The sequence below is a fragment of the Streptomyces rugosispiralis genome (assembly GCF_024505145.1).
Classification (GTDB): Bacteria; Actinomycetota; Actinomycetes; order Streptomycetales; family Streptomycetaceae; genus Streptomyces; species Streptomyces rugosispiralis.
In genome coordinates this window covers 139,863-156,451 of record NZ_JANIAA010000010.1, presented here as the reverse complement: position 1 = coordinate 156,451, position 16,589 = coordinate 139,863, and the positions used below count along the sequence as shown (strand labels likewise).

12 protein-coding genes are annotated in these 16,589 nt (G+C 69.9%); 5 read left to right on the top strand and 7 right to left on the bottom strand.

Annotated elements, in window-relative coordinates; translation table 11 throughout:
- Positions 1–77: 77 nt before the first annotated feature.
- The 5 genes from NP777_RS48375 to NP777_RS18485 form a co-directional block, all read right to left on the bottom strand.
- Positions 78–167, bottom strand: a complete 90-nt coding sequence (locus tag NP777_RS48375) for a putative leader peptide (protein ID WP_313884834.1) — start codon at positions 165–167, stop codon at positions 78–80.
- 119 nt (positions 168–286) lie between these two features.
- Positions 287–1,900: a glycerol-3-phosphate dehydrogenase/oxidase gene (locus NP777_RS18500; protein ID WP_256651250.1), complete on the bottom strand. Its 1,614-nt coding sequence runs from the start codon at positions 1,898–1,900 to the stop codon at positions 287–289.
- 3 nt (positions 1,901–1,903) lie between these two features.
- Positions 1,904–3,451 carry a glycerol kinase GlpK gene (gene glpK, locus NP777_RS18495; RefSeq protein ID WP_256651249.1) on the bottom strand — a complete coding sequence of 516 codons (1,548 nt, stop codon included), beginning with the start codon at positions 3,449–3,451 and terminating at the stop codon, positions 1,904–1,906.
- Positions 3,452–3,484: 33 nt separating this feature from the next.
- Positions 3,485–4,282 (bottom strand): MIP/aquaporin family protein, encoded by a 798-nt coding sequence (locus NP777_RS18490; protein ID WP_256651248.1) that lies wholly within the window; start codon positions 4,280–4,282, stop codon positions 3,485–3,487.
- 275 nt (positions 4,283–4,557) lie between these two features.
- Positions 4,558–5,322 carry an IclR family transcriptional regulator gene (locus tag NP777_RS18485; protein ID WP_256651247.1) on the bottom strand — a complete coding sequence of 255 codons (765 nt, stop codon included), beginning with the start codon at positions 5,320–5,322 and terminating at the stop codon, positions 4,558–4,560.
- A gap of 238 nt (positions 5,323–5,560) precedes the next feature.
- Here NP777_RS18485 and metH point away from each other — a divergent pair, with 238 nt between their 5' ends.
- The 4 genes from metH to NP777_RS18465 all read left to right on the top strand — a co-directional run bounded on the left by metH (position 5,561) and on the right by NP777_RS18465 (position 13,534).
- Positions 5,561–9,067 (top strand): methionine synthase, encoded by a 3,507-nt coding sequence (metH, locus tag NP777_RS18480; protein ID WP_256651246.1) that lies wholly within the window; start codon positions 5,561–5,563, stop codon positions 9,065–9,067.
- A 181-nt stretch (positions 9,068–9,248) separates the two neighbouring features.
- Positions 9,249–9,950: an HAD family hydrolase gene (locus NP777_RS18475; RefSeq protein ID WP_256651245.1), complete on the top strand. Its 702-nt coding sequence runs from the start codon at positions 9,249–9,251 to the stop codon at positions 9,948–9,950.
- Positions 9,951–10,288: 338 nt separating this feature from the next.
- Positions 10,289–11,887, top strand: coding sequence for an ABC transporter substrate-binding protein (locus tag NP777_RS18470; RefSeq protein WP_256651244.1), 1,599 nt, complete (start codon positions 10,289–10,291; stop codon positions 11,885–11,887).
- Positions 11,888–11,938: 51 nt separating this feature from the next.
- Positions 11,939–13,534, top strand: coding sequence for an ABC transporter substrate-binding protein (locus NP777_RS18465; protein ID WP_256651243.1), 1,596 nt, complete (start codon positions 11,939–11,941; stop codon positions 13,532–13,534).
- Positions 13,535–13,616: 82 nt separating this feature from the next.
- Here NP777_RS18465 and NP777_RS18460 read toward each other — a convergent pair whose 3' ends face one another.
- The gene (locus tag NP777_RS18460) at positions 13,617–14,288 is read right to left on the bottom strand and encodes a response regulator (RefSeq protein ID WP_009719179.1); all 672 of its coding nucleotides are present in this window, start codon (positions 14,286–14,288) and stop codon (positions 13,617–13,619) included.
- Positions 14,289–14,302: 14 nt separating this feature from the next.
- Positions 14,303–15,208, bottom strand: coding sequence for a RecB family exonuclease (locus NP777_RS18455; protein ID WP_391858535.1), 906 nt, complete (start codon positions 15,206–15,208; stop codon positions 14,303–14,305).
- Positions 15,209–15,337: 129 nt separating this feature from the next.
- Between NP777_RS18455 and NP777_RS18450 the strand changes: the two genes are divergently transcribed.
- On the top strand, positions 15,338–16,588 hold the full coding sequence (locus NP777_RS18450; RefSeq protein ID WP_256651242.1) for a site-2 protease family protein: 1,251 nt from the start codon (positions 15,338–15,340) through the stop codon (positions 16,586–16,588).
- Position 16,589: the final 1 nt, after the last annotated feature.

Below are 16,589 nucleotides of genomic sequence, written 5' to 3'. Positions count from 1 at the left end.
GGGGAGGTCTCCAGGCTGAACGGAACGAAAGAGCTGCGGATGCGGAAAAGAGAAAGGGCCGGGCGGCGGAGAAGCCGTCAGCGGCCCTGACAGATCGCGCTGGAGACGCGGTGCAGATCGATATGGCGGCGGGCGGTGAGCGAGATGGCGTGCTCCTGGTAGGACATCGCGCGCTCACCCCCTCCTCGAATTGATTGCTGCTTCAAACTAGCAGTCCGGGCGGCCGGGTGAGAAGACGTTTCCTCTCACCCGGCCGCCCGGACCTGGGAAGGCGGCCCCGCGGGGGTCAGGGTCGCTTGGCCAGCAGATCCTCGACCCGGCTCCGGATGTCCTCGGAGTCCAGGCCGCGGATGGTCAGGGTGGTGCGGCGGCGCAGGACGTCGTCCGCCGTGCGCGCCCACTCGTAGTCCCGGGCGTAGACGACCTGCGCCCAGATCTCCGGGGCGTCCGGGTGGATCCGCTCCGCGAGCGCCGGGTCGCCGCCGGCCAGCCGGGCGATGTCGAAGGAGAGCGAGCCGTAGTGGGTCGCCAGATGGCGGGCGGTGTCGGCGGCCATGCGCGGGCCGGGGGTGCCGCCGTCCACCAGCAGCCGGTGCTCGACGGCGTGCGGATTGGCCAGGCCCGGCAGCGGCATGTGCCGGGGCAGCTGCTTGACCGGCTCCATGTCGTCGGCGAGCGGACGGCCCGGCAGCTCGGCCAGCTTCCGCATCACGGTGCGGCCGATGTGGCGGAAGGTGGTCCACTTGCCGCCGGCTATGGAGAGCATCCCGCCGTTGCCCTCGGTGACCACGGTCTCCCGCTTGGCCTTGGCGGTGTCGCCCGGACCGCCGGGCAGCACCCGCAGCCCCGCGAAGGAGTAGGTGATCAGATCGCGGGAGAGCTGCTGGTCGCGGATGGAGAAGGCCGCCTCGTCCAGGATCTGGGAGATGTCCGCCTCGTTGACCGCGACATCGGCCGGGTCGCCCTCGAACTCCTCGTCCGTGGTGCCCAGCAGCAGCATGTCCTCCCAGGGGAGGGCGAAGGTGATGCGGTACTTGTCGATCGGGGTGGCCAGCGCCGCCCGCCACGGGGAGGTGCGCTTGAGGACCAGGTGCGCGCCCTTGGACAGCCGGATCGACGGGGCCGCGTTCGGGTCCTCCATCCGGCGCAGGTGGTCCACCCAGGGGCCGGTGGCGTTGAGCACCAGACGGGCGCTGACCCCGAACTCGGTGCCGTCGGTGCGGTCCTTCAGCTCGGCTCCGGCGACCCGGCCGTCGTTCTTGCGCAGGCCGACGACCTCGGCGTGGTTGAGGACGGTGGCGCCCGCCTCCACGGCCGCCCGGACCGTCATCAGGGCCATGCGGCTGTCGTTCATCTGGCCGTCGCCGTAGACCGCGACCGCCTTGAGGCCCTCGGTGCGCAGCTCCGGGACGTCGCGCGCGGCCCGCTCGGCGCCTATCACATGGCCGACGCCGTCGCGGAAGGCGGAGAGCGCCGAGTAGGCGAAGACGCCCGCGCCCAGCTTGGCCGCGCCGTGCGGACCGCCCTTGTAGACCGGCAGGTAGAAGGTGAGGGGGTTGGACAGGTGCGGGGCGACGGTACGGGAGACCGCGCGCCGCTCGAAGTGGTTCTCGGCGACCAGCTTGACCGCGCCCGTCTGGAGGTAGCGCAGGCCGCCGTGGAGCAGCTTGGAGGAGGCCGAGGAGGTGGCGCCGGCGAAGTCACCGGCGTCCACCATCGCCACCCGCAGTCCGGACTGCGCGGCGTGCCAGGCAGTGGTGATGCCCAGGATGCCGCCGCCGATCACCAGGAGGTCGTACGTCGCCTTGGAGAGCTGTTCCCGGGTTTCGGCTCGGCTCGGGTTCGAACCGGCAGCCGGGTGCGTTCCGAGGGAGGACGGAACGCTCTGCAGGGTGGTCATTGCTTACTCCTCGTCTTCGATCCAGCCCATGGTCCGCTGCACGGCCTTGAGCCAGTTCTTGTACTCGCGGTCGCGGACGTCCGCGTCCATTCGGGGGGTCCATTCGGCCGCCCGGCGCCAGTTCGCGCGCAGGGCGTCGGTGTCCGGCCAGAAGCCGACGGCGAGACCGGCGGCGTAGGCGGCGCCGAGGCAGGTGGTCTCGGCGACCATCGGGCGCACCACGGGTGCGTCCAGGGCGTCCGAGAGGGTCTGCATCAGGAGGTTGTTGGAGGTCATACCGCCGTCGACCTTGAGCGAGGTGAGCTCGACCCCGGAGTCCTTGGTCATCGCGTCGACGATCTCGCGGGTCTGCCAGGCGGTGGCCTCGAGCACGGCACGGGCGATGTGCGCCTTGGTGACGTAGCGGGTCAGACCCGCGATCACACCGCGCGCGTCGGACCGCCAGTACGGGGCGAACAGGCCCGAGAAGGCGGGCACGAAGTACGCGCCGCCGTTGTCCTCGACCGAGCTCGCGAGGGTCTCGATCTCGGCGGCGCTGTTGATCAGGCCCATCTGGTCCCGCATCCACTGCACCAGCGAACCGGTGACCGCGATCGAGCCCTCCAGGGCGTAGACCGGCTTCTCGTCGCCGATCCGGTAGCCGACGGTGGTCAGCAGCCCGTTGTAGGAGTTGACCGGCTTCTCGCCGGTGTTCATCAGCAGGAAGGTGCCGGTGCCGTAGGTGGACTTGGCCTCGCCCTCGGAGTAGCAGGTCTGGCCGAACAGGGCCGCCTGCTGGTCGCCGAGCGCGGAGGCGACCGGCACGCCCGCCAGGACGCCCTCGGCCGTGTGCCCGTAGACCTCGGCGGAGGAGCGTATCCGCGGCAGCACGGCGGCCGGGATGTCCATCGAGGTCAGGATCTTCTCGTCCCAGTCCAGGGTGTGCAGGTTCATCAGGAGGGTGCGGGAGGCGTTGGTGACGTCGGTGACGTGCACGCCGCCGTTGACCCCGCCGGTGAGGTTCCAGATGACCCAGGAGTCCATGGTGCCGAAGAGGATGTCGCCCGCCTCGGCCCGCTCGCGCAGCCCCTCGACGTTGTCGAGCAGCCAGCGGATCTTGGGACCGGCGAAGTACGAGGCCAGCGGGAGGCCGGTCTCGCGGCGGAAGCGGTCCTGGCCGACGTTGCGGCCGAGCTCGCGACAGAGGGCGTCGGTGCGGGTGTCCTGCCAGACGATCGCGTTGTGCACCGGCTCACCGGTGTTCTTGTCCCACAGCAGGGTGGTCTCGCGCTGGTTGGTGATGCCGATCGCCTTGACGTCGACGGCGGTGATCTCGGCCTTGGTGATGGCGCCGGCGACCACCTCCTTGACGTTCTCCCAGATCTCGGTGGCGTTGTGCTCCACCCAGCCGGGCTTGGGGAAGATCTGCTCGTGCTCCTTCTGGTCGACCGCGACGATGCGGCCGTCGCGGTCGAAGACGATGCAGCGGCTGGAGGTGGTGCCCTGGTCGATCGCCGCGATGAACGGTCCCTGGCCGTGGGACGAGGCGCTGGTGGTGTGGGTGTCGGTCATGATCTGCTGCTCTCCTGCGAATGGTGGGGTGGACTAGGCGAAGGCGATCTCGTAGATCCCGCCGGCGATGGCGCCGCCGATGAGCGGGCCGACTACGGGGATCCAGGCATAGCCCCAGTCCGAGCCGCCCTTGTTGGGCAGCGGCAGGAGGGCGTGGGCGATCCGGGGGCCGAGGTCACGCGCCGGGTTGATGGCGTAACCGGTCGGGCCGCCGAGCGAGAGGCCGATGCCGACCACCACGAAGGCGGTGATCATGACGCCGATGACGCCGAGACCCTTGCCGTCGCCGTTGAGCCCCTGGGTGAGGATGGCGAGCACCAGCACGGTCGTGGCGATGATCTCGGTGGCCAGGTTCTGACCGACGTTCCGGATCTCCGGGCCGGTGGAGAAGACGCCCAGCACCGGGCCGGCGCCGGTGGCCTGCTGCTGCCGGTCCGCCGCCGCCGTGTCCTGGGCGCCCGGTCCGCCGACGATCTCGCGGTCGGTGAGATGGGCGTGGAAGTGGCCGAGGTAGGCGAGCCACACCAGCGAAGCGCCGATCACCGCGCCGAGCATCTGCCCGAGGAAGTAGATGGGCACCTTGCTCCACTCGACGCCGCCCTCGATGGCGAGGCCGATCGTCACCGCCGGGTTCAGATGCGCCCCCGAGAGCGGTGCGGAGATGTAGGCGCCGGTGAGCACGGCGAAGCCCCACCCGAGGGTGATGGCGACCCACCCGGCCTCGAACGCCTTGGATTGCTTCAAGACAACGCCGGCGACGACACCGCAGCCGAGCAGAATGAGAACGGCGGTACCGATGGTCTCGCCGATGAAGATGTCGGAGCTGGACACCCGCGACTCCTTTGTCCTTCGTCCAGGGGAAGGCGAACCCCCGGGTCTCTCCGGTGGTCCGCGCCCTCGTGGGAGGGCGTTGGTCGGCCCGCGGCGAGTCCACCATAGCGAATATTGTCGTCAGGTGTTCGACAATGCCGACCGATGAACGGCAGTTTTCTTCACGCCGAAGACCCCGTCAAGGGTCGTGTGAAGGAAAAATCGTGCGTATGTGAAACCGTGATGAAGCAGGTCATGCGGGGATATGGGGGCAAATCCGCACGCGGTGGCACGGTTCAGAAGCGCAGGGCGCCCAGGTCCCGGGAGACGGCGCGAGCACAGTCCCGTACGGCGGCCACGAGCTCGGAGCGCAGCTCCCCGTCCGCGCACACCCGCTCGACCGCGCCCGTTATGCCCACCGCGCCCACGGGCAGCCGGCGCCGGTCGTGGATGGGCGCCGCGACGGAGGCCACGCCCTCCCAGGTCTCCTCCACGTCGCAGCCCCAGCCGCGCGCCCGGGTCAGGTCCAGCACGCCCTCGAACTCGCGCTCCCCGGTCACCGTGCGGGGCGTGAACGCCTTACGGTCGGCCTCGGTCACCTCGCTGTGCGCGACCGGGTCGTAGGCGGAGAGCACCTTGCCCAGCGCCGTGGAGTGCAGCGGGTGCATCGCGCCGACCTCCAGCACCTGGCGGCTGTCGTCCGGCCGGAAGACATGGTGGACGATCAGCACGCCCCGCTGGTGCAGCACGCCCAGGTACACGCTCTCGCCGCTGGAGCGGGCCAGGTCGTCGGTCCACACCAGGGCGCGGGCGCGCAGCTCGTGCACGTCCAGATAGCTGTTGCCCAGGCGCAGCAGCTCCGCGCCGAGCTGATAGCGGCCGGACGCCTCGTCCTGCTCCACGAAGCCCTCCTGCTGGAGGGTGCGCAATATGCCGTGCGCGGTGCCCTTGGCCAGCCCCAGGGTGGAGGCGATGTCGGACAGTCCCAGACGTCGCTCACCACCGGCGAGCAGGCGTAGCATCGCGGCGGCGCGCTCCAGCGACTGGATGTTCCGGGCCATCGCCAACCTCCTGACTGCGGTTCGACAATGCTGAACACTATCGGTCCATGTCGACTGCTCGGTACCTGACGGCTGTGTGTCGGCGATCAATGGGCCGACGGGGGCCGAATCGGCCGTGCTCGTCCCGGCTGATGGGCCACCCCTCGCGAAATGACCACTGGCCGCTACCCTGGCGTGGTGCGCCGTCCCCGGGGGAGGGCGCAAAGCCGACAGCCGTCGCACTCCAGGGAGCACATCCATGGCCTCTCATACGCCATCGCCCACATCCGCCGCCCGAGCCGACGCGCTCCGCGAAGCGCTGGCCACCCGAGTGGTGGTCGCCGACGGCGCGATGGGGACGATGCTCCAGGCGCAGGAGCCCAGTCTCGACGACTTCCAGCAGCTCGAGGGCTGCAACGAGATCCTCAACGTCACCCGCCCGGACATCGTCCGCTCGGTCCACGAGGAGTACTACGCCGCCGGCGTGGACTGCGTCGAGACCAACACCTTCGGCGCCAACCACGCGGCGCTCGGCGAATACGACATCGCCCACCGCGTCCACGAGCTCTCCGAGGCCGGCGCCCGGATCGCCCGTGAGGTCGCCGACGAGTTCGCCGCCGACGGACGCCAGCGCTGGGTGCTCGGCTCCATGGGCCCCGGCACCAAGCTGCCCACCCTCGGCCACGCCCCGTACACCGTCCTCCGCGACGCCTACCAGGCCAACGCCGAAGGCATGATCGCCGGCGGCGCGGACGCCCTCCTGGTGGAGACCACCCAGGACCTGCTGCAGACCAAGGCCTCGATCATCGGCGCCCGCCGCGCCCTGGCCGCCACCGGCGCCAACCTGCCGGTGATCTGCTCGGTCACCGTCGAGACCACCGGCACCATGCTGCTCGGCTCCGAGATCGGCGCGGCGCTCACCGCCCTCGAGCCGCTCGGCATCGACATGATCGGCCTCAACTGCGCCACCGGCCCCGCCGAGATGAGCGAGCACCTGCGCCACCTCGCCCGCCACTCCCGGATCCCGCTGTCCTGCATGCCCAACGCCGGCCTCCCGGTGCTGGGCAAGGACGGCGCCCACTACCCCCTCACCCCCGGTGAGCTGGCCGACGCCCAGGAGACCTTCGTCCGCGAGTACGGGCTCTCCCTGGTCGGCGGGTGCTGCGGCACCACGCCCGAGCATCTGCGCCAGGTCGTCGAGCGGGTCCGCGGGCTGACCCCCACCGAGCGCACCCCGCACCCCGAGCCCGGCGCCGCCTCGCTCTACCAGACCGTGCCGTTCCGCCAGGACACCTCGTACCTGGCGATCGGCGAGCGCACCAACGCCAACGGCTCCAAGAAGTTCCGCGAGGCCATGCTGGAGGCCCGCTGGGACGACTGCGTGGAGATGGCCCGGGAGCAGATCCGCGAGGGCGCCCATCTGCTCGACCTGTGCGTGGACTACGTCGGCCGGGACGGCGTCGCGGACATGGAGGAGCTGGCCGGGCGGTTCGCCACCGCCTCCACCCTCCCCATCGTCCTGGACTCCACCGAGGTCGACGTGATCCGGGCCGGGCTGGAGAAGCTCGGCGGACGCGCGGTCATCAACTCCGTGAACTACGAGGACGGGGACGGCCCCGAGTCCCGGTTCGCCAAGGTCACCCGGCTGGCCCAGGAGCACGGCGCCGCCCTGATCGCGCTGACCATCGACGAGGAGGGCCAGGCCCGCACGCCGGAGCACAAGGTCGAGATCGCCGAGCGGCTGATCGCCGACCTGACCGGCAACTACGGCATCCACGAGTCGGACATCCTCATCGACACCCTGACCTTCACCATCTGCACCGGTCAGGAGGAGTCCCGTAAGGACGGCATCGCCACCATCGAGGCGATCCGCGAGCTCAAGCGGCGCCATCCGGACGTCCAGACCACACTGGGCCTGTCCAACATCTCCTTCGGCCTCAACCCGGCCGCCCGCATCGTGCTCAACTCCGTCTTCCTCGACGAGTGCGTCAAGGCGGGCCTGGACTCGGCGATCGTGCACGCCTCCAAGATCCTGCCGATCGCGCGGTTCGAGGAGGAGCAGGTCCGTACGGCCCTGGACCTGATCTACGACCGCCGGGCCGAGGGCTATGACCCGCTGCAGAAGCTGATGGGGCTCTTCGAGGGCGCCACCGCCAAGTCGCTCAAGGCGGGCAAGGCCGAGGAACTGGCCGCGCTGCCGCTCGAGGAGCGGCTCCAGCGCCGCATCATCGACGGCGAGCGCAACGGCCTGGAGGCCGACCTCGACGAGGCCCTCCAGGAGCGCCCCGCCCTCGACATCGTCAACGAGACGCTGCTGGAGGGCATGAAGGTGGTCGGCGAGCTGTTCGGCTCCGGCCAGATGCAGCTGCCGTTCGTCCTCCAGTCCGCCGAGGTCATGAAGACCGCGGTCGCCCATCTCGAACCGCACATGGAGAAGTCGGACGACGAGGGCAAGGGCACCATCGTGCTCGCCACCGTCCGCGGCGACGTCCATGACATCGGTAAGAACCTCGTGGACATCATCCTGTCCAACAACGGCTACAACGTGGTCAACCTGGGCATCAAGCAGCCGGTCTCCGCGATCCTGGAGGCCGCCGAGGAGCACGGTGCCGATGTGATCGGCATGTCCGGGCTGCTGGTGAAGTCCACCGTGATCATGAAGGAGAACCTGGAGGAGCTCAACCAGCGCAAGCTGGCCGCCCGGTTCCCCGTCATCCTCGGCGGCGCCGCGCTCACCCGGGCCTATGTCGAGCAGGATCTGCACGAGATCTACGAGGGCGAGGTGCGCTACGCCCGCGACGCCTTCGAGGGGCTGCGGCTCATGGACGCGCTGATCGCCGTCAAGCGCGGCGTGCCCGGCGCCACGCTCCCCGAGCTCCGGCAGCGCCGCGTCCCCCAGCGCGCCGCCCAGGTGCGCGAGCCGGAGCCGGAGGAGGGCCCGGCACGCTCCGACGTGGCCACCGACAACCCCGTGCCCTCCCCGCCCTTCTGGGGCACCCGCGTGGTCAAGGGCATCCAGCAGGCCGACTACGCCTCCTGGCTGGACGAGGGGGCGCTGTTCAAGGGCCAGTGGGGGCTCAAGCAGTCCCGCACCGGCGAGGGCCCCGGCTACGAGGAACTGGTGGAGAGCGAGGGGCGGCCCCGGCTGCGCGGCTGGCTGGACCGGCTGCACACCGAGAACCTGCTCGAGGCGGCCGTCGTCTACGGCTACTTCCCGTGCGTCTCCAAGGGCGACGACCTGGTCCTGCTGAACGAGGACGGCAGCGAGCGGACCCGCTTCACCTTCCCGCGCCAGCGCCGCGGCCGCCGGCTGTGCCTGGCCGACTTCTTCCGGCCCGAGGAGTCCGGCGAGACCGATGTCGTCGGCCTCCAGGTGGTGACCGTCGGCTCCCGGATCGGCGAGGCCACCGGCGAGCTGTTCGCCGCCGACTCCTACCGCGACTACCTGGAGCTGCACGGCCTGTCCGTCCAGCTCGCGGAGGCGCTGGCCGAGTACTGGCACGCCCGGGTCCGCGCCGAGCTGGGCTTCGCGGGAGAGGACCCGGGCGAGATGGAGGACATGTTCGCGCTGAAGTACCGCGGCGCACGCTTCTCGCTCGGCTACGGCGCCTGCCCCGACCTGGAGGACCGTGCGAAGATCGCCGACCTGCTGGAGCCGGAGCGGATCGGGGTGAAGCTCTCGGAGGAGTTCCAGCTCCACCCCGAGCAGTCCACGGACGCCATCGTGATCCACCACCCGGAGGCGAAGTACTTCAACGCGCGGTAGACGCGCGGTAGCCCCCTGGCGGCCTTCTGTGACCGCCTTGGGTGCTCAGAGCCTGTGTCACAGGCTCTCACCGGGCGCGTCGGCGCGGCGCGACGTAGACTGGTCGATCCGGTAGAGGCCGGTCGCCTTCCCGTCCGTGGAAGGGGGCCGGCCTTCGTGCCCCTTATCCGGAGGTGTTTGGATGACCAGCAGCATCCCCGCCGTCGACACCCGTACGGCCGAAGGCTCGGCTCTGCAAGCCGTTCTGCTCGACATGGACGGCACCCTGGTCGACACCGAGGGCATCTGGTGGGACGCGGAGGTCTCCATCTTCGCCGAGCTCGGGCACGCCCTGGCCGAGGAGTACCGCCAGGTCGTGGTGGGCGGCCCGATGTCGCGCAGCGCCCAGTTCCTGATCGAGGCCACCGGCGCCGAGATCGCCCTCGCCGAGCTCACCGGCCTGCTCAACAGCCGCTTCACCGAGCTGATCGACGGCAGTGTGCCGATGCTGCCCGGAGCCCGCCGGCTGCTCACCGAGCTGGCCGCGCACTCCATCCCCACCGCCCTGGTCTCCGCCTCCCACCGGCGGGTGATGGACCGCGTCCTGCGCTCGCTCGGCCCGGAGCACTTCGCCCTGACGGTCGCGGGCGACGAGGTCGAGCGGACCAAGCCGCATCCGGACCCGTATCTGTTCGCTGCGGCGGGGCTCGCGGCGGAGCCGGGGCGGTGCGTGGTCATCGAGGACACCGACACGGGCGTACGGGCCGCGGAGGCGGCCGGATGCCGGGTGGTCGCGGTGCCGTCCGTGGTGCCGATCGAGCCCGCGGCGGGGCGTACGGTCATCGGCTCGCTCGAAGAAGTCGATCTCGATTTTCTGCGCACTCTGATCACGGCGGTGCACTGATCGCGCACCGAGCGTATTCATGTAAATTGCAGACTGAATAGCGCGGGCGGATTTTTCACGTTCCGTTGGCGACAACGGAACGTGATGTTTGTCACTGCATATGCCGTAGACGAGTGCGATGGTTGGCTGTCGCGCGTCCCGTCTGATGCGTTTTGGGAGAGCCTTTGTGTCCGGATTAGTGGCATCGCGCACGAATCGCGGCCACGTCCGGATATCGGTCGATGATCGCTCGTTATCGGGGCGTGATATCGCCTCAACTTCGTTGTGTCCGAGTATCACTGGCGCCTCGGACTAATGTCGTCGCGAGTAGTTGATCGATGGCAGGGAGACTCCCGACAATGACGCGCAAGTCGCTGGTGCTGCCGGCCGTGGCCGGCCTCCTGATCTCCACGCTCGCCGCGTGCGGTGGTACCGACGGCTCGGGCTCGGACGGCAAGACGCTCGTCCTGGGCAGCACGGACCGCATAGAGGCGTCGAAGGCGGCACCCGCGCCGCTGGACCCCGCCCTGGCCTACGACTTCGCGTCCTGGAGCGTGCTGCACAACGCCTTCCAGACGCTGATGCGGCTGCCCCGCTCGGGAACCGAGCCGATACCCGATGCCGCAGAGAAATGCGGCTTCCAGGACAGACAGAGCGAGCAGTACCGCTGCACGCTGCGCGACGGGCTGAAGTTCTCCAACGGCCACGACCTCACCTCGAAGGACGTCAAGTTCTCCCTCGAGCGGGTGCTGCGCATCGACGACCCCAACGGCACCAAGTCCTTGCTGTCCAATGTGGACAAGATCGAAACCCCCAGCGACCGCGAGATCGTCATCCATCTCTCGCAGCCGGACGCGACCTTCCCGTCGAAGCTCACCACCCCGGCCGCCGCGATCCTCGACAGCGAGGTCTACAAGCCCGACGCGCTGCGCGACGGCTTCGACATGACCGGCTCGGGCCCGTACAGCGCCAGGACCGAGGTGCGCGACAACCGGCTGACCAAGGTCGTCTTCACCAGGAACTCCCACTACAAGGGCGATGTCGAGCCGAAGGCCGGCAAGGTGGAGATGCGGTTCTACGACTCCGCGTCGACCATGGAGAAGGCGCTGGTCAAGGGCGACATCGACCTGGTGCACCGCGGCTTCTCGCCGGAGCAGCTCGACAAGCTCAACAAGGGCGAGATCAAGGGCGTCCGCCTCTTCGAGTCCTCCGGGCAGGGCATCCGCTACCTGGTCTTCAACACCTCCGACCCGACGGTGAAGAACAAGGCGGTCCGGCAGGCCATCGCCCATCTCGTGGACCGCCAGGCGCTGGTGCGCGATGTGTACAAGCGGACCGCCGAGCCCCTCTACTCGATGATCCCCACCAGCATCTCCTCGCACATCAACTCGTTCCACAACGAGTACGGCGACCCGGACCCCGAGGAGGCCCGGCGCGTGCTGACCCAGGCCGGTATCAGCACCCCGGTTAAGCTGACGCTGACCTACACCACCGACCACTACGGCCCGGAGACGGCCGGGGAGTTCAAGGAACTGCGCAAGCAGCTCAACGCCAGCGGACTGTTCTCCGTCACGGTCAAGGGCTACCCGTGGCGGGACTTCCGCCCCGCGCTCGTCAAGCGCCAGTTCTCCGCCTCCGGGATGGGCTGGCTCCCCGACTTCCCGGACCCCGAGAGCTACACCGCGCCGTTCCTCACCAAGGACAACTTCCTCAACTCGCCCTACCGCAACAAGACCATCCAGGACGAGCTGATCCCCAAGACCCGGCAGGAGGCCCAGCGCAGCCTCGCCGACAAGGACTACCAGTCCATCCAGAACGCCGTCGCCAGCGATGTGCCCTACCTTCCGCTGTGGCAGGGCAACACGTACGTGGCCGCCCGCGGGAACGTGACGGGCGCCGAGTACGCCTTCGACTCCTCGACCATGCTCCAGCTGTGGGAGCTCGGCAAGGGCGACTGAAACGACTTACGGGGGTCGGACACGGAGACGTCGAGTGTGTGAGGAATACCGTTGAGGAAACGTGATCAGTGGTTGGCAGCGCCCCTCGGGGCGGGACTGGCCGCCGCCCTGCTCACCGGCTGCGGCAGTGAGGACGGGGACGCGGCGGGCGCCGGCGAGCACGTGGTCATGGGGATGTCGGACGAGGTGCTCGCCACCGACCCGGCGTCGGGCTACGACCCCGGCTCCTGGCTGCTGTTCAACAACGTCTTCCAGTCGCTGCTGAGCTTCCCGAAGGGCAGCACCACACCGCAGCCGGAGGCGGCGGAGAAGTGCTCCTTCAAGGACAGCACCAGCCGGGTCTACTCCTGCACCCTGAAGGACGGCCTGACGTTCACAGACGGCCATCCGCTCACCTCCGAGGACGTCAAGTACTCCTTCGAGCGCACCAAGCGGATCAACGACCCCAACGGCCCGGCGCTGATGCTCACCTCCATCGGGAGCATCGACACCCCGGACAAGCGGACCGTCGTCTTCCAGCTGAAGGACTCCGACGCGACCTTCCCGCAGAAGATCGCCTCCGGTGCCGGGTCCATCGTCGACCACGCGGAGTACCCGGCCGACAAGCTGCGCACGGACCACAAGGCGGTCGGCTCCGGCGTCTACAAGCTGGACTCCTTCACCAAGGCCGAGGCGGACTTCTCCGTCAACGGCGACTACCAGGGGCCCGCCGAGCCCAAGAACTCCGGGCTGACCCTGAAGTTCTTCCACGGCGCGCAGGCGCGGCTGAAGTCCGCCGTGCAGAAGGGCGATGTGGACCTCGCCTACCGCGGGCTGGCCATGCGCGACCTCGCCGACCTCCAGGCGCGGAGCCTCGGCGGCGGCAAGAGCCTGAACGTGGTCGAGGGCACCGGCGCCGAGGTCCAGCACCTGGTCTTCAACATGAAGGACCCGGTGGCGGGCAAGCTCGGGGTGCGCAAGGCCATGGCGTACCTCATCGACCGCTCCACCCTGGTGCGGGACGTCTACAAGCGCACCGCCGAACCGCTGTACTCGGTGGTCCCGGCCGGTATCACCGGCCACAACACCGCCTTCTACGACAAGTACGGCGACCGCCCGCAGCCCGAGAAGGCCAAGCAGGCGCTCCGGGACGAGGGGATCACCGGCAAGGTCAAGCTGACCCTGTGGGGCACCCCGATCCGCTACGGCCCCGGCACCGTCCCGGGCCTGCGCCGGATCGCCGAGCAGCTCAACGCCGGCGGGCTGTTCGACGTCGATGTGAGGAGCGCGGACGTCGCCACGTACGAGAAGGGCGTCGCCGGCGGGAAGTACGGCGTCTATGTGAAGGGCTGGGTGCCCGACTACCCGGATCCGGACAACTTCGTCGCCCCGTTCTTCGGCGCCGGCAACGTCCTGGCCAACCACTACACCTCGCCGCGGCTGACCGCGCAGCTGATCCCCGCCACCGCCGAGCAGCCCAGCCGGGAGGCCACGGTGGGCGACTTCCAGCGGATCCAGGACATCGTCGCCGACGAGGTGCCGATGCTCCCGCTGTGGCAGGGCAAGCAGTACGCGGTGGCCCAGGACGACATCACCGGGCTGCAGTGGACCCTCGACTCCTCGACGGTCTTCCGCTTCTGGGAGATCGGCAAGTCGTCCGGCGGCTGACGGGCTGCTGGATCGACGGGCCGACGGGGGCGACCGACCGGCCCATCGGCCGGCCGCCCCGCCGGAGCCGCACCGGTGACGCCTACTGCGCGCCGGGGCGGACCAGCCCGCTCTCGTAGGCGTAGACGGCGGCCTGCACCCGGTCGCGCAGCCCCAGCTTGGTCAGCACATGGCCCACATGCGTCTTGACCGTGGTCTCGCTCACGAACAGATCGGCGGCGATCTCCGCGTTGGACAGCCCCCGGGCCACCAGCTTCAGCACCTCGACCTCGCGCTCGGTCAGCGTGTGCAGGGTGTCCGGCACCGGCTCCTCGCCCGACGGCAGATGCCCGGCGTACTTGTCCAGCAGCCTGCGGGTGATACTGGGCGCCAGCATCGCCTCGCCCGCCGCCACCACGCGGATGGCCTGCACCAGCTCGGTGGCGGGCGCGTCCTTCAGCAGGAAGCCGCTGGCCCCGGCGCGCAACGCCTCCACCACGTACTCGTCCAGGTCGAAGGTGGTCAGCACCAGCACCTTGGCCGGGCCGTCCCGCCCCGGGCCGGTGATCTGACGGGTCGCCTCCACGCCGTCCATCCGCGGCATCCGGATGTCCATCAGGACCACATCGGGCTGCAGCGCCCGCACCTGATCGAGGGCCTGCAGACCGTCCCCGGCCTCACCGACGACCGCCAGATCCTGCTCCGCCTCCAGGATCATCCGGAAGCCGGTGCGCAGCAGCGGTTGATCATCGACCAGTAGGACGCGGATCGCCACGGGAACTCCTTCTCCTAGACCGCGTCCATTCTGCCGGACTGACGGGGTAGCACTGTCAACGGATACGGCGGTGGCGTACCCCCGAATTCCGGACAGTGTGCCTGGTGGTCGCACCAGCCGCAGAGCCTGGTCTGCCGGGGCACGAAGGCGCCGGTCTCCGTGGCCAGCCGGATCGCCTCCCACAGGGCCAGCACCTTGCGCTCCACGGCCCGCAGATCCCGCTCCTCCGGGTCGTACGTCAGCACGTCTCCGCTGCCCAGATAGACCAGCTGGAGCCGCCGCGGGATCACCCCGCGCAGCCGCCACAGCACCAGGGCGTAGAACTTCATCTGGAACAGCGCCTCGCCCGCGTACTGCGGCGCGGGGGCCTTGCCCGTCTTGTAGTCCACGATCCGCACATCACCGGTGGGAGCGATGTCGATCCGGTCGATGATTCCACGGAGCCTCAGCCCGGACTCGAGCTCCGTCTCCACGAACAGCTCGCGCTCCGCGGGCTCCAGACGAGTCGGATCCTCCAGCGAGAACCACTGCTCCACCAGCGTCTGGGCCCCCGTCAGCCACTCGGCCAGCCGGTCCGGCGCCGGAGCGCCGTCCTCCTCCTGGAACAGCTCCGCCAGCTCCGGCTTGGCCGCCAGCAGCCGCTCCCACTCGCCCGGCACCATCGACCGGGCCCGCGGCGCGGTGCGGTCGGCGGCCGGGGCGTCGAAGAGCCGCTCCAGCACCGCGTGGACCACGGTGCCGCGGGTGGCCGCCGCGCTGGGCTTCTCCGGCAGTTTGTCGATCACTCGGAAGCGGTACAGCAACGGGCACCGCATGAAATCGGCCGCCCGTGAGGGTGACAGCGAGGCGGCGGGGCCGGACTTCGGCGGCCCGTCGGAGGGTTCGGCCTTCCCGGTGGTGGTTCCCGTGGTGGTTCCCATGGCGAAGACCCTACGACCCGCCACCGACAGCCGGACGCATACCATCGACGTTCGAGCCCCCGGCACTGCATGATCGTGGGGACCGTATCAAAAAGAGGGGTGCGACCGAGCATCCGACGAGGGGACACCGTGGACAACAGCGGGCAGCGGCAGTCCGACAACGGGGAATCGGACCGCGCGACCGAGCCCGAGGGCGGCAAGCAGCCGCGCCCACGCGAGGTGGGCGGCGGCTTTCTCATGGGCCGCCCCTTCGGCGTACCCGTGTACGTCTCGCCCAGCTGGTTCCTGGTCGCCGCCCTCATCACCTGGGTATTCGGCGGCCAGCTCGACCGGGTGCTGCCCGAGCTGGGCGCCGCCCGCTATCTGGTCTCGCTCTTCTTCGCGGTGGCCTTCTACGCCTCGGTGCTGGTGCACGAGCTCGCCCACACCGTGGCCGCGCTCCGCTTCAAGCTGCCGGTGCGCCGGATCCAGCTGCAGTTCTTCGGCGGGGTCTCGGAGATCGAGAAGGAGACCGAGACCCCCGGCCGGGAGTTCGTGCTCGCCTTCGTCGGCCCGCTGCTCTCGCTGGTCCTGGCGGGCGTGTTCTACCTCGGCATGCTGGTCGTGGAGCCCGGCACGGTGCCCGGGGTGCTGCTCGCCGGGCTGATGGTCTCCAACCTGATCGTGGCCGCGTTCAACCTGCTGCCCGGACTGCCGCTGGACGGCGGGCGGATGCTGCGGGCCGTCGTCTGGAAGATCAGCGGCCGGCCCATGACCGGCACCGTCGCCGCCGCCTGGAGCGGCCGCGCGCTCGCCGTCGCGGTGCTCGTCGGGCTGCCGCTGCTCACCCAGGCGGGCGGGCTCGGCGAGGAGCCCCAGAGCTTCGGCAGCGTCGACTCGCTCACCGACGCGCTGCTGGCCGCCATACTCGCCGCGATCATCTGGACCGGCGCCGGTAACAGCCTGCGGATGGCCCGGCTGCGGGAGCGGCTGCCGGACCTGCGCGCCCGTACGCTCACCCGGCGCGCCGTCCCCGTGGCGGCCGACACCCCGCTCTCCGAGGCGCTGCGCCGGGCGAACGAGGCCGGGGCCCGCGCCCTGGTCGTGGTGGACGGCCACGGCGCCCCGACCGCGGTGGTGCGCGAGGCGGCCATCGTGGGGATCCCCGAGCACCGCCGCCCCTGGGTCGCGGTCAGCGGCCTCGCCCAGGACCTCAAGGACGGTATGCGGGTCTCCGCCGAGCTCACCGGCGAGGAACTGCTGGACACCCTGCGCGCCACCCCCGCCACCGAGTACCTGGTGGTCGAGGAGACCGGCGAGGTCTACGGGGTGCTCTCCACGGCCGATGTCGAGCGCGCCTTCGTGGCGGCCATGGCCAGGACCCCCTCGGGCTCCTCCTGAA